This is a genomic window from uncultured Tessaracoccus sp., from assembly GCF_947286155.1.
GTDB lineage: Bacteria > Actinomycetota > Actinomycetes > Propionibacteriales > Propionibacteriaceae > Arachnia.
Map to the genome: position 1 here is coordinate 1 of NZ_CAMYPD010000063.1, position 12,294 is coordinate 12,294.

At 64.5% G+C, this 12,294-nt stretch carries 12 protein-coding genes and 2 pseudogenes; 9 read left to right on the plus strand and 5 right to left on the minus strand.

Translation table 11 applies throughout. From position 1 onward, the window contains the following. The 3 genes and pseudogenes from Q0X68_RS12075 to Q0X68_RS12085 form a co-directional block, all read left to right on the plus strand. Positions 1–539: pseudogene (locus Q0X68_RS12075) on the plus strand (hypothetical protein); the annotation flags it as partial. Next, positions 533–1,111 (plus strand): hypothetical protein, encoded by a 579-nt coding sequence (locus Q0X68_RS12080; RefSeq protein ID WP_297752177.1) that lies wholly within the window; start codon positions 533–535, stop codon positions 1,109–1,111. The pseudogene Q0X68_RS12075 and the gene Q0X68_RS12080, both read left to right, overlap by 7 nt. 256 nt (positions 1,112–1,367) lie before the next feature. After that, positions 1,368–1,979: a bifunctional 2-polyprenyl-6-hydroxyphenol methylase/3-demethylubiquinol 3-O-methyltransferase UbiG gene (locus tag Q0X68_RS12085; protein ID WP_297752180.1), complete on the plus strand. Its 612-nt coding sequence runs from the start codon at positions 1,368–1,370 to the stop codon at positions 1,977–1,979. Between the two features lie 2 nt (positions 1,980–1,981). On the opposite strand, the gene Q0X68_RS12090 is transcribed toward Q0X68_RS12085, so the two are convergent. Then, entirely contained in the window at positions 1,982–2,743 is a 762-nt protein-coding gene (locus tag Q0X68_RS12090; RefSeq protein WP_297752183.1) for a DedA family protein, read from the minus strand. Between the two features lie 408 nt (positions 2,744–3,151). Here Q0X68_RS12090 and ugpC point away from each other — a divergent pair, with 408 nt between their 5' ends. The 3 genes from ugpC (at position 3,152) to Q0X68_RS12105 (ending at position 5,677) form a co-directional block, all read left to right on the plus strand. Further along, on the plus strand, positions 3,152–4,249 hold the full coding sequence (gene ugpC, locus Q0X68_RS12095; protein WP_297752186.1) for an ABC transporter ATP-binding protein: 1,098 nt from the start codon (positions 3,152–3,154) through the stop codon (positions 4,247–4,249). A 135-nt stretch (positions 4,250–4,384) separates the two neighbouring features. Further along, positions 4,385–4,975: a hypothetical protein gene (locus Q0X68_RS12100; protein WP_297752189.1), complete on the plus strand. Its 591-nt coding sequence runs from the start codon at positions 4,385–4,387 to the stop codon at positions 4,973–4,975. A gap of 108 nt (positions 4,976–5,083) precedes the next feature. Next, positions 5,084–5,677, plus strand: a complete 594-nt coding sequence (locus Q0X68_RS12105) for a MarR family transcriptional regulator (protein ID WP_297752192.1) — start codon at positions 5,084–5,086, stop codon at positions 5,675–5,677. A gap of 441 nt (positions 5,678–6,118) precedes the next feature. Here Q0X68_RS12105 and Q0X68_RS12110 read toward each other — a convergent pair whose 3' ends face one another. From Q0X68_RS12110 to Q0X68_RS12125, 4 genes are read right to left on the minus strand one after another with little or no spacing between them, the layout of a single operon-like run. Continuing rightward, positions 6,119–6,868 (minus strand): hypothetical protein, encoded by a 750-nt coding sequence (locus Q0X68_RS12110; RefSeq protein ID WP_297752195.1) that lies wholly within the window; start codon positions 6,866–6,868, stop codon positions 6,119–6,121. Next, positions 6,865–7,734 (minus strand): hypothetical protein, encoded by an 870-nt coding sequence (locus Q0X68_RS12115; RefSeq protein ID WP_297752197.1) that lies wholly within the window; start codon positions 7,732–7,734, stop codon positions 6,865–6,867. The genes Q0X68_RS12110 and Q0X68_RS12115 overlap by 4 nt, the downstream gene beginning before the upstream one ends. Beyond that, the gene (locus Q0X68_RS12120; RefSeq protein ID WP_297752200.1) at positions 7,724–7,849 is read right to left on the minus strand and encodes a hypothetical protein; all 126 of its coding nucleotides are present in this window, start codon (positions 7,847–7,849) and stop codon (positions 7,724–7,726) included. The genes Q0X68_RS12115 and Q0X68_RS12120 overlap by 11 nt, the downstream gene beginning before the upstream one ends. After that, a complete protein-coding gene (locus Q0X68_RS12125; RefSeq protein WP_297752203.1) occupies positions 7,846–8,643 on the minus strand; it encodes a hypothetical protein in 798 nt (265 codons plus the stop codon). The genes Q0X68_RS12120 and Q0X68_RS12125 overlap by 4 nt, the downstream gene beginning before the upstream one ends. 170 nt (positions 8,644–8,813) lie before the next feature. On the opposite strand from Q0X68_RS12125, the gene Q0X68_RS12130 reads away from it, so the two are divergent. From Q0X68_RS12130 to Q0X68_RS12140, 3 genes and pseudogenes are all read left to right on the plus strand, one after another. Further along, on the plus strand, positions 8,814–9,992 hold the full coding sequence (locus Q0X68_RS12130; protein ID WP_297752206.1) for a PLP-dependent aspartate aminotransferase family protein: 1,179 nt from the start codon (positions 8,814–8,816) through the stop codon (positions 9,990–9,992). Positions 9,993–10,002: 10 nt separating this feature from the next. Next, the gene (locus tag Q0X68_RS12135; protein WP_297752209.1) at positions 10,003–11,388 is read left to right on the plus strand and encodes a DUF4032 domain-containing protein; all 1,386 of its coding nucleotides are present in this window, start codon (positions 10,003–10,005) and stop codon (positions 11,386–11,388) included. A gap of 325 nt (positions 11,389–11,713) precedes the next feature. Then, a pseudogene (locus Q0X68_RS12140) lies at positions 11,714–12,294 on the plus strand (cysteine--tRNA ligase); the annotation flags it as partial.

A 12,294-nucleotide genomic window follows, 5' to 3' on the forward strand; every position in this document is an offset into this window, starting at 1 on the left:
CACCCACATCCATCCGACGCGTCCCCACCCCCAGCCCAACCCCATCACCGACACCAACTCCATCCCCCACAGCCCACGAATCCTTCCCACCACCAGAACCAGGTGAGAGCGAAGAAATCCAAGCTGTACGCAAAGGCTGGGAAGAGTACGAAACGCAATGGGACCGCTACGCCAAAGACTCCTCACTGAACGACCTCACACAACTGGTGTTCACTACTACTGGGCAAGCTTCCATCGATGTGGTCGACGAACTCGCCTCATTCCGCGACGCCGGGATAGAACAACAAGGCTCCGTCTCTTTCCGCGATGTCGAAATCTCCGAACCTCAACGAAACAAGCAGGGCCACAACATCTCCACCATCACTGCTTGCGGAGATTTTTCAAAGGTGAAATTCGTTCATACGAAAACGGGAGAAGAGACAGCGGAAAGTAAAGATCAAAGCTGGTCACGCACTATCGAAGCCACAACTATCATGCAGCAGAATCCCGACGGCAGGTGGGTCGTTTCCGACGCGCAAGGAAAGGCGAAACAATGCTGAAACGAACCTTGGTGATTGCCTTCTGCGCCCTCTGCATGATGGCCCCCTCGACTGTGTGGGCTGACACTTCAGCCACATGCCGCCGAAGCTTATGGACCTGTTCCGTCGAAGCTGACGGTGGCCACAAGCTTCCCGGTGACCCAACTAAAACAGACGACAAACCCGCGCCAGGCAAGAAACCTGGCAAACCACGCCAATGCCACATCGGCAACCAACCCATCCCCTGCACCAACACCTTCGGAACCTGGATCAGCACCCGCCAAATGTGGTGCAAACCCAAACAACCCCAACCCCCAAATACCGACCCCATCTGGAAGAACAACACCGAAGGCAAAATCTACCTCTGCACCCGCCCCGAACACACCAACATCGCCGACCCCGCCATGCAAACCACCACATGGCTCCCCAACACCAACCCCACACCACCCCCAAACCCTGAACAACTCGCCTGGAAAGCACTGGCCACCATCCACCTCCAACCCACCACACCACAACCACCCAACAAACCCTCAAAATCGGCGAACTCCAAGTACTCAACACCAACCCCAGGAACCCGTGATGAGAAGACGTGATGAACGAGGAACCAGCCTTCGAAGGAAGACCCGGATAGCCACGGAAAAACTTCATAATCCGTACGCAGATTGACCAAACATGCCGAAATCGGGGGGTTAGCTGGATCTGGGTACGGATTATGAAGTTTCAGCGCCCCTACCCGTCGATTCGCTGTCACAACCTTGCATCGGCTACGCACAAGCTTCTGATGCTGAGGCAGCGCACTGTTGCCGGGCCCACGTCGCTATCCTGGTCGCCGACGACTTTGGAGGAACGATGCCAGAACCCAGCAGGTGGGCGCAGATCATTGCCCAAGACCCGGCCCATTCGCAGCGCTACATCGAGCGTTTTCGCGCCATGGAGGCCCAGGGCAACGATCTCCACGGCGAGGCGCGCACCGTCGACGCCATGTGTGAGCGCGGGTCGCGCATCCTCGATGCGGGCTGCGGCCCGGGCCGTCTCGACGGATTTCTCCACGGGCTCGGCCACACCGTCGTCGGCATCGACGTCGACCCCGCGCTCATCGCCGCAGCCGAGCAAGACCATCCCGGGCCGACGTACGTCGTCGGCGATCTCGCCGAGATGGATCTACCGGCCGAGGGCATCGAGGAACCCTTCGACGTCATCGTCTGCGCCGGCAACGTGATGGGCTTCCTCGCTGAGTCCACCCGCGTCGACGTGCTTCGTCGTTTCCGGGAGCACCTCGCCGACGACGGTCGCGCGATCATCGGCTTCGGCGCGGGGCGCGGCTACGAGTTCGGCGAGTTCATGTCCGACGCGGCCACCGCCGGGTTGGATGCCTACGCCGCGTTTTCGTCGTGGGATTTGCGCCCCTTCACCGAGGACTCGTCGTTCCTCGTGGCGGTGTTTTCGCCGACGCGTAGCTGACGTCAGCGCTTGTCAACGGCTTTCGCGGCCGCCTTCTTCTTGCTCGTGAGCACGGACGACACCACGATCACCACGATCAGGCCCAGCGCCACGTACAGCGAGATTTTGGCGTACCAATCGAGCACCCCGACGATCGGCTCACCGAATCGCCAGCCCAACCAGAAGTAGAGCGCCAACCACATGGTGCTGGCGATGTAGTCGTAGGCGAGGAACCGCTTGATGCTCATGTTCGTCGCGCCGGATATCACGAACACCACCTGCATCAGCGGTAGTGGGATGGGGATATACGCGACGATGAACCCCAGCGCTCCCAGTTTCTCGGCCCAGCGCTCGGCGCGGGCGTAGCTCTTCGCGGCGCGCTTGGACTGCCCCGCCCACACCTCGATCATGCCGCGCCCCCACAGCTTGCCGGCCCACCAGTAGATCCAGTCGAACTTCAGGCTCAAGATAGATGCGACGATGAACACCACCACCCAGTGCTCAAGCCTGCCCTCGCCGGCGAACGCGCCCGTGATGGCGACGGCGGTGCGGCTTCCGGTGAGCATGGCGAACCATTCGGGCGCGTTCGGGAGCATCCATGCGCGCACGGGGATCAGCACGAGTGAAAAGATGCCGACGAACCCAAACCAGCCGAGGCACCAGTAGTCGGCCTTCTGGGGTTCACGCTTCCACGGCATGCCCTCGTCGGCCCACCAGGGTTCTTCCTGGGTCTCCTCGGACGGCTGGTCGTCGGGGGCGGCGGTCGGGGCGTCGTCGTGGCTCACGCGCTGCATGGTAGCGCGTCGGCGGGGTACTCGTCGCTCGATATGCAGTTGCTTTCCCGTGCCCGCCAGTCCCCGCCTTCCCCGCCAGGCACCTGCAACCTGTGCGGCAACAGAGCGGATCAAGTGTCACCTGCTTCCCGACGATGCCTCGTCGCAGCGAGGCAGGTGACACATGTTCCGGAACAGAGCCGCACAGGTTACGTCTGCCGGGAGGCACATCCCCGACGGCGCTCCTCGCGCAAGTGCTTGCCAGACCCCGTTCGGCACCGTTACAACATCGTGACCGAAAAATAGTCCCCACCCCCTTCAACTCCGAACAAGGGGCCGTGTAGAGTCACGTTCTACGGAAAACCCGTTACTCCACTACGGATCGTCGGGCACGTACCTGCCCGTGGAAAGGATCGTGGCATGGCCACTGTAAGTTTTCGTGAAGCATCTCGCCGCTACCCCGGCGCCGACCGCAACGCCGTTGACAAGCTGAACCTCGACATCGAGGACGGCGAATTCATGGTTCTCGTCGGCCCGTCGGGCTGCGGCAAATCCACCTCGCTGCGTATGCTCGCTGGCCTCGAAGAGGTTACCGAGGGCGGCATCTACATCGGCGACCGCGACGTCACCGACCTGCCGCCGAAGGATCGCGACATCGCGATGGTGTTCCAGAACTACGCTCTCTACCCGCACATGACCGTGGCCGACAACATGGGCTTCGCACTCAAGATGCAGGGCAAGCCGAAGGCTGAGCGCGAAGAGCGCGTCAAGAAGGCTGCAGAGCTGCTGGGCCTCGAAGACTTCCTCAACCGCAAGCCGAAGGCGCTCTCCGGTGGTCAGCGTCAGCGTGTCGCCATGGGTCGCGCCATTGTGCGTGAGCCCCAGGTGTTCCTCATGGATGAGCCGCTGTCGAACCTCGACGCCAAGCTCCGTGTCTCCACCCGTACCCAGATCGCCGCGCTGCAGCAGCGCCTGGGTGTCACGACGGTGTACGTCACCCACGACCAGGTCGAGGCCATGACCATGGGCGACCGCGTCGCAGTGATGCGCGACGGTCTCCTCCAGCAGGTTGCTTCGCCGCTCGAGCTCTACGACACCCCGGTGAACCTGTTCGTCGCTGGCTTCATTGGCTCGCCGGCCATGAACCTCATGAAGGGCAAGCGTGTCGAGGACGGCGTCCAGGTGGGCGACTACACCGTCCGCGTGCCGCGCGAAGTGCTCGCGAAGGCCGAAGGCGAAGAAACCCTGACCATCGGCGTTCGTCCCGAGGCGTTCAATGTGTCCACCGACAACGACGGCATCGGCCTCGACGTCGCCGTCGTGGAGGAGCTCGGTGCCGACTCGTACCTGTACGGCACGGTCGCTGGCCTCTCCACCGAAGAGAAGCTCACCGCGCAGCAGATCGTCGCCCGTGTCGGCGCACGCACTGCCCCGACGAAGGGTGAAGTGGTCCGCCTGAAGGCCGACCCGGCCCAAGTGCACGTGTTCAGCAACGAAACTGAACTGCGCATCTCCTGACGCACAGCTGTTCGCGAGGGTCTCGGTACGCCGGGGCCCTCGCGTCGTTGTTTGGGACCCTCGCAGCGGCGAGTCCTCGCTCCGCGTTTGGGGGCGCCGACGTCGAAGTGTTCTCGGCCGCCTAGGATCGATGTCGTGCGAGAGTTTCATAAGCCAATTCGACGCCCCGGCGACTTCATCGAGGTGCTGATGCCCTCGAGTGGCCCGTCGGAATCGTTAGCGCGTGATTCCGCGGCCGCCTTCCTGCACCGCGTGCGTGCGTCGAAGGATCCCGCGCTGGCGGGGCGCATCGTCGAGTATGCGCAGGAACACGGGGTCGACGATGTGGCTGAGCTCTGGGCGGAGTCCGCGCCGGACACCTTGCCTGGGGCATTGTGGCGGCTCTACTTACTCCGGCACGTGGTGGCATCCGACTCAGCGCTGGCCGGGCTGCGATTCCGCCAGGGGCTCGCGTCAGCATCCGAGCGTGACGTCGTCGTCGCCGGCGCCCCTCATGCGCCCCCGCCCGACGAGGTGGTTGAGCTCGTGAACACCATCTTTCGAGGCGCGTTCGCGGGTGACTTCGCCGTCGCGCTCTACCGGGCCGCTTCGTTCGCGCGCATCGAGGCTGCGGGCGCGGAAGACCTCGGGCGCGAGGATGCACGTCGCGTATCCGAGCGCTTCGCCAGCCTCGCAGCGGAGCTGGAACACGCGGCCAAGCTCTGGCTGCAAGGACGGCTCGCGTAAGTAGGACCAACCGCGTTGTGCGACTGAGCGTACGCCAGCTGCGCAAAGTGCCCTCGGAGCCCCCGACTCGTTGACCTTACCGTTAAGCGGAAGATATATTCCTGATTTGTGAAACCATCGCACTCGCAGTTGACGCCCTTCGTCCGCTCGGACGCCGTCGGCGCCATTCTTGCTGAGTTGCTCGGCCACCCTGACCGAGAGCTCTCGCTCTCCGATCTCGGACGGCGTACTGGAGTGAGTGCGCCGGTCGTGCACAGAGAGGTGAGCAGGCTCGTCGACAACGACGTGCTCCTCGACCGTTACGAAGGACGTAACCGCCTCGTTCGCGCAAACGAGGAGCACGCCCTGTTCACCTTGATGCGCGATCTGATTGCCGCAACCTACGGGCCGGTACCTGTGCTCCGCGAGCTCTTTGACGAAGTCGAGGGCATCGATCAGATACTCATCTACGGCTCATGGGCAGCTCGCAGAGCGGGCCTGAGCGGCCCGTATCCCAATGACATCGATGTGCTCGTGATCGGTTCGACGCCACGAAAACTACTCGCCACGGTCGCAGCACGAGCAGAAGAACGCCTATCGCTCCCCGTGAACGTGACGAGGCTCAGCCCGGACGACTGGAGCGCAGACACACCATCACCGTTTGTAGCTACCCTCAGAGAACGTCCATTCGTAGACATCGCCACGGGTGAAGTTCATAAGTAGCGTCGACGATGCCTCGCTCGACGAATTTGATTGGATGCGTCAAGTTCGCAATGCGACGGAGTATCCCGACCCCCTCACGCCCACCGGCCACCTCGCAAGATCTCTCCGAGGCCATCGAATCGGCCGAGGCCATCGTGGATGCCTGCGCTATCTACGTCGCAAACACTGCTTCTGCATGACGAGGCTGCCGGCTGAGTGACTGACCAACCACCACCCCCAACCGCGTTATGCGACTGAGCGCACACCAGTTGCACACAATGCCCCAATTCAACCCGAAATCAGCATCTGGAGTGCGCTCAGTCGAGTTTCACCCTCACTTGGGCCAAGCGTGATGAGCTACTACAGTGGTGGCGGCTGGGCCGCGGTAACCCCGGGCTCCAATATTTGCCGCTGCGAGCGGCCACGCGCCGAGAGGCGTTCTGCGGTCCGGCCCTCAACTGTTCAGCGCGGCTGGTTCAACAGCGCATGGAACCCCGCCTGGAGCACGCGACGTTCCCGCTCGAACTGGGCGAGCTCATCGGCCATCGGATGCTGGGGCGGCACATATGCAGCCTGCGCGCGCGTCGCGGCTTTCAGCACCTGATTCGCGATCTGGCCGGGCTGCGCGCTCAATATCCACTGCTTGTCGAACTCCGCCGTCGCCGGCATACCGCCAGGGCTCAGCGTTACCGTGACGCCCTTCGCCTTCCCCTGAATGGGATGCGGCTCCTGCTCGACCTCCGCGGCGCGCTCGATCGCAGCCTTCCACGCCGCCTCGTGGTCGTCCATCATGCGCAGATACGCCTCGAGCGAATCCGGGCCGAAGTCAGGCAGATCTGGGAACTCGAGCTCCGAGAGATCCTCCTGCCCCACCTCGACCTCCGACAGCGTGAGCATCGCCGCAGCAAAGGCCTCCTGAAACGCGATCTCCAGCTCTGCGATCGTGCGCAGCTTCGATGTCCAGTTGGAGTTCACCCGCACCCCGACGAGCTGATCGCCGTCGTATCGCAACCACACCGTGCGCTTCGAGTCTCGTGTGGTGTCCTCCGCGCCCTCGTCCCCGCCCGGCTCTTCACCGACGAAGTCAGCGGCGGGCACATCGTCGAGGCTCTCCGCTTCCTGGGGCCCATCGCCGCTCGGCTGGCCCAATGTGGGCGCGAGGAGATCGTCGTCGTATTCGCTCTCTTCGTACCCGAACGAGCCGGTGCTCATCGGCTCAACCCGAACTTCGGCAACCGGTAGCGAACCCTGGCGGACTCCGTCGACGCGTGCGCGCTGATCTGGGTGGAGGTGTTGCCAGCGCGTGTGCCTGCCATAGCAAGGCCGGACGGCCAACCCTTCTGCGTAACCGCGAGCGCGCTGCGCACCGCGGCGAGCTGGGAACCCACCGAGTTGGAGCCAGAATCGGACACTAAGAACACCGAGTCCAGCTCGGCGCTGAGGTCGTCGAGGATTGCTCGCCAGTTGTTGCTGAGCGGGTACAGACGGCGGAAGAGTCGCATGAACGGGTTCTGCAGCGTCGCATCGACTTGGTCGGCCTGCACCATCGCGAACCGCAGGGCCCGTTCGGCGGCGCACAGCACGGCCTTGTTGAGGTCGCGGTACATGGCGTAGGAATCCGACATCACGCGGGGCAGATGCTGAAACTCCTTGCTGGCTTCGATCTGCACGTCCACCATGTTGCCGTAGGTGGACGACGCCGGGCCGTCCCACCCCATCACCTTGCTCAGCAGCAGCACCTGCTTGTTGATTTCCTGGGCACGCACGCTTGCCTGGCGCCACATCTCCGACGTCTTGTCGAGCTGGTCGGGCACGGGCAGCCTCGGCTCGGCCTGCGACTCAACCTTCTGCCGAATGTCAGCCAATGCGTTGTCGAGCTGGCGCCTGAGGCTGCGCACTTTGCTGTTGAAGATCTGCGCCGCGAAGCCGAGGGTGAACACCTTCTTCAGCCACCACCAGACGCCGTCGGTGATGTCGCGACGGTCGGCCTCCCAGTCTGCCTGCACCCGCTGCTCGAGCTGCTCGAGCCGCTCCATGATGTGCCGGTACGACTCGGACGCGAGCTCCTCACCGGTCACTCATGTAGGAGCGCAGCGACTTCGACACGCCCTCCGCCGTCTCCGTGATACCGCCACCGCGTTTACCGAACAGGTCTTGCAGCGCGCCTGGGATCGATTCCAAGATCGTTGTCACTTCGACGTCCTTCCAGCTTCGTTCGCCAGGCGAGCGTTGTTCAGTTCACGCTCGTCGTACTCACCCGCCGCACCGTGCAGCCTCCGATCGATAGCGACGAACTCGTTGCTCGCCTGCTGCGCGTAGTGCTTGGTGAGCTGCGACAGTTCGTTCGTCGGGCCCTGCGCCACGTTCGCGAACCCGAGGTCGTGCGGGATCTGCATCGCCTGATCCGCCTCACCCATGATGTGCGCGATCGCCTGCCACCCCGTCGCTGCGCGCCGGAGGTGTTCCGGCTCGACGGCATACCCATCGACGCGCTGACCTCCCGCACCGTGTGTGCCGGCGAGGGCGTACCCATCGACGTGCCGACCTCCCGCGCCGTGTGTGCCAGCGACGGCGTCACTGCCGGCTGTGCCCTCGGACGCTCCAGTGCCGGAGTACAAGCCCGACGGGGTTCCGTCGGGGTTCGTGCCTCCTGCCGCCATCACGCCGCCGGGAGGGGCACCGTGTGCGCCGGCTGCGACGCCGCTCGTGCCGGCTGACCCCGCGGCGCCGAGTCCCGCTGGAAGAGTGCTCGCCCCAGACTGGGCCGCGCCCGCTTGCGCGCCGCCTGCGCCGCCCATCATCATCGGCGGCATAGCTCCTGTCCCGCCCCGCTGACCAGCCGTACGCCCAGCGGCGTGGGGATTGATCCGGCCTTCAGTGATATCGGCGTCGTCCACCACGTCGCTCGATTCACTCGTGATACCGCCGAGTCGCGCCGCCACGGCGGACTCACTCAGCATCTTCCACGCTTGCTCTGCCTCGGTCACTCTCGCCTCGCTCGGATCTTGCAGGAGCTGCAAATCACGTTGTCGCTCTGCAAATCAAACCTATGCAGTGTGGGGTTCACTCCGCACCATTCCACGGCACCAACGTTACTGGGTGGACACCCCACCCTGACGCCGCGTGAACCAGCTACGTTGGAGCAAAGGAGGAACCGATGGCTGAACTTGGAGCATGGACGAACGCCGCGCAGGCCGGACTCGACACCGACACCGGGCGGGGCGCGGTGGTGCCACCGATCTATCTGTCCACGAACTACGTGTTCAACGACATTGGCGAGCCTCGCGACCACGACTACTCGCGAGCCGCGAACCCCACCCGCGACGTGCTCGCCAACGCGCTCACGAGCCTCGAAGGCGGCGCCGGCGCGGTGCCCGTCGCGAGCGGCATGGCGGCCGTCGTGCTCGCCATTGAGACACTGGTGCCCGTCGGCGGGCGCGTCGTCGCACCTCACGACGCGTACGGCGGCACCTGGCGGCTACTCACCTGGTGGGCTGAGCGCGGGAGAGTCACCGTCGATTATGTGAACCTCACCGACCTCGACGCTGCCGCGGCGGCACTTTCGACGCCGGCGGATCTCGTGTGGATCGAGACGCCGTCGAACCCGCTCCTGCGGATCACCGACATCGAACGCGTCACTGAGCTCGGGCACGCCGCCGGGGCGAGCGTCGTCGTCGACAACACCTTCTGCACCCCCTTGCTGCAGCAGCCCCTCAGCTTCGGCGCCGACGCGGTCGCGCACTCGACGACGAAGTTCATCGCCGGACATTCCGACGTGGTGGGCGGTGCCGTCGTGGCCGCCACCGACGAGCTGCAGGAGCAGCTCACCGGCTGGGCGAAGACGCTCGGGCTCACCTCCGGCGCGATGGACAGCTATCTCACCATGCGCGGCCTGCGCTCGCTCGACGCGCGGCTTCGCGTGCACGCCGCGAACGCTGAAGCGGTGATCGACGCATTCGACGGCCACCCCGTCGTCGAGGCGCTCCACTACCCCGGCCTCCCCGACCACCCCGACTACCAGCTGGCCCAGCAGCAGATGCGCACGCCTGGTTCGATGGTCACCGTCGAACTGCGCGGCGGCGAGCCCACCGTCCGACGCTTCCTGGACGGCCTCAAGGTGTTCCATCTGGCGGAGTCGCTGGGCGGCACCGAGTCGCTGGTGTGCCATCCCGCGACGATGACCCACGGCGCCATGAGCCCCGAGGCGCAGAAAGCCGCCGGCATCACCCCCGGCATGCTGCGCTTCAGCGTCGGCCTCGAAGGCATCGACGACCTCGTCAGCGTCATCGCCGAAGCTTTAGAGCGGGCTGAGCTCGCAACAGGAGACGCCCACTAGACTACGGGGCATGCCTCGTTTCCTTGCTGCCAAGCCCGACGCGGCCCTCCTGCGCCTTCCTTGGCATCTGCCGCTGGAGCAGTGGCCGACGCAGCACCTCGTCGCCCTGCCCCGCGGCATCTCGCGCCACGTTGTTCGGTTCATCAAGGTGGGTAACCAGATCGTCGCGGCGAAGGAAATCCTCGAGGATGTGGCGGTCAACGAGTACCGCTTGCTGTCCGAGCTGCGGCGGATGGGCATCCCGTCGGTGGCGCCCATCGGTGTGGTCCTCGGTCGAACCGACTCGGACGGCGCTCCCCTCGACCCCATGCTCCTCACCGAGCATCTGCCCTTCTCGCTGCCGTATCGCTCGTTGTTCTACCAAGGCGTGAAACAAGAGACGGTGCAGCGCCTCCTCGACGCAATGGTGGTGCTGCTCGCCAGGCTGCACCTGACCGGCTTCTACTGGGGCGACGTCTCGTTGTCCAACATCCTCTTCCGCCGCGACGCCAGCGAGTTCGCCGCCTACCTCGTCGACGCCGAGACCGGCGAGCTGCACAACCGGCTCACCGACGGGCAGCGCAAACACGACCTCGACATCGCCACCACCAACCTCTTCGGCGAGTTCCTCGACCTCGAAACCGGCGGCCTCATGGATAGTTCGCTGAAACCAGAACTGCTCGTGCGCACTATTCTCGACCGGTACGACCAGCTCTGGGGTGAGCTCACCGCCGTCGAGGAATTCGACGACTCGGAGATGCACCGCCTCGAAGGGCGCGTGCGGCGACTCAACGCGCTCGGCTTCGACGTCGCGGAGATCGACGTCTCCACGTCGGCCGACGGCCGCAAGGTGCGCATGCAGCCGAAGGTGGTCGACGCCGGCTACCACTCGCGCCGTCTCATGCGCCTCACGGGCCTGGACGCCGAGGAGCACCAGGCGCGGCGGTTGCTGAACGACATGGACACCTACCGCGCCGGTCTGGGCTCGTCGTCGCCGGAGTCCGTCGTCGCGCATCAGTGGCTCGTCGAGATGTTCGAGCCCGCCATCAACCAGATCCCCGACGACTTGCGCCGCAAGCGCGACCCCGCGCAGTTCTACCACGAGATGCTCGACTACCGCTGGTACCAATCGCAGCGCGAGAACCGCAATGTGCCAACGCACGAGGCGGTGAACGGGTACATCCACGACGTTCTCAGCGAGCTGCCCGACGAGCAGATGGGCGGACTGCAAACTCCGTCCGAGCACGAACTTCGTAACAAGTTCGACCCCTCGCACGGGTTCGTCGATGACGATGACGACGATCCACCGTACGACCCGTGGGAAGACCAGGCCAACCACCCGGATCTGCCCATCAGCATGGGATTCGACATCGATGCGCTGCGCCGCAAGGCGGCGCAGCAGCGCGGCGAGGCGTAATTTCGCCACGGCTCTGCGGCGTGAGACCAGCGGAAAAGTGACCGTTATCCTCCACACGCAGCCACCGACCCGCCTGTTTGCGGGATTTTTTGCAGGCGTGGAGGATTTCGGTCACTTTGGGGTGGTGCCCAGCACAAGCGCCCGCACACCGCTCCTCTCCTCGCAGCTGCGGCCACCGAGCGGCCGTTGACCGTTATCCTCCACGCCTGCAAAAAATCGGCGATTTCGAGGGGCCAAAAGCTTCTCGTGGAGGATAACGGTCAACTTTTGCGGTGGCCCTGACCGCCGACGCCTGCCACCGCCGGATTCGGCATAGACTTATCGGGTGACATTTCGACTGTTTGACTCCGCAACCCGCACCGTCCGCGACTTCGTGCCCCTCGAAGAGGGCCGCGTGTCCATCTACCACTGCGGGCTGACGGTCCAGTCGTCTCCACACCTCGGCCACATCCGCAAGGAAGTGGTGTTCGACGTGCTCCGTCGTTGGTTCCTGCATGAGGGCTACGAGGTGCGCATCGTCGCCAACGTCACCGACATCGACGACAAGATCCTCGCTAAATCCGCCGAACGCGGGGTGCCATGGTTCGAGCACGCCTACGAGTTCGAGCTCGAGCTGCACCAGGCCTACGCCAGCCTGGGGTGCCTCCCGCCCTCCTACGAGCCGCGCGCTACCGGCCACATCCCCGAGATGGTGGAACTCATCCAAGAGATCATCGACGCCGGCCACGCCTACCCGGCTCCCGACGGCTCCGGCGACGTCTATTTCGATGTTCGATCCTGGCCCAACTACGGCGAACTCTCCGGCCAAAAGGTCGACGAGATGGAGGCCGCCGCCGACGCGGACCCTCGAGGCAAGCGCGACCCCCGCGACTTCGCCCTGTGGAAGGGCCACAAGGACGGCGAGCC

Bases quoted from the DNA above. Each gene is read 5' to 3' on its own strand.
- Q0X68_RS12085 (WP_297752180.1), top strand. From the start codon at position 1,368: ATGCCAGAACCCAGCAGGTGGGCGCAGATCATTGCCCAAGACCCGGCC.
- Q0X68_RS12135 (WP_297752209.1), top strand. From the start codon at position 10,003: ATGCCTCGTTTCCTTGCTGCCAAGCCCGACGCGGCCCTCCTGCGCCTT.
- Q0X68_RS12080 (WP_297752177.1), top strand. From the start codon at position 533: ATGCTGAAACGAACCTTGGTGATTGCCTTCTGCGCCCTCTGCATGATG.
- Q0X68_RS12130 (WP_297752206.1), top strand. From the start codon at position 8,814: ATGGCTGAACTTGGAGCATGGACGAACGCCGCGCAGGCCGGACTCGAC.
- Q0X68_RS12110 (WP_297752195.1), bottom strand. From the start codon at position 6,868: ATGAGCACCGGCTCGTTCGGGTACGAAGAGAGCGAATACGACGACGAT.
- ugpC (WP_297752186.1), top strand. From the start codon at position 3,152: ATGGCCACTGTAAGTTTTCGTGAAGCATCTCGCCGCTACCCCGGCGCC.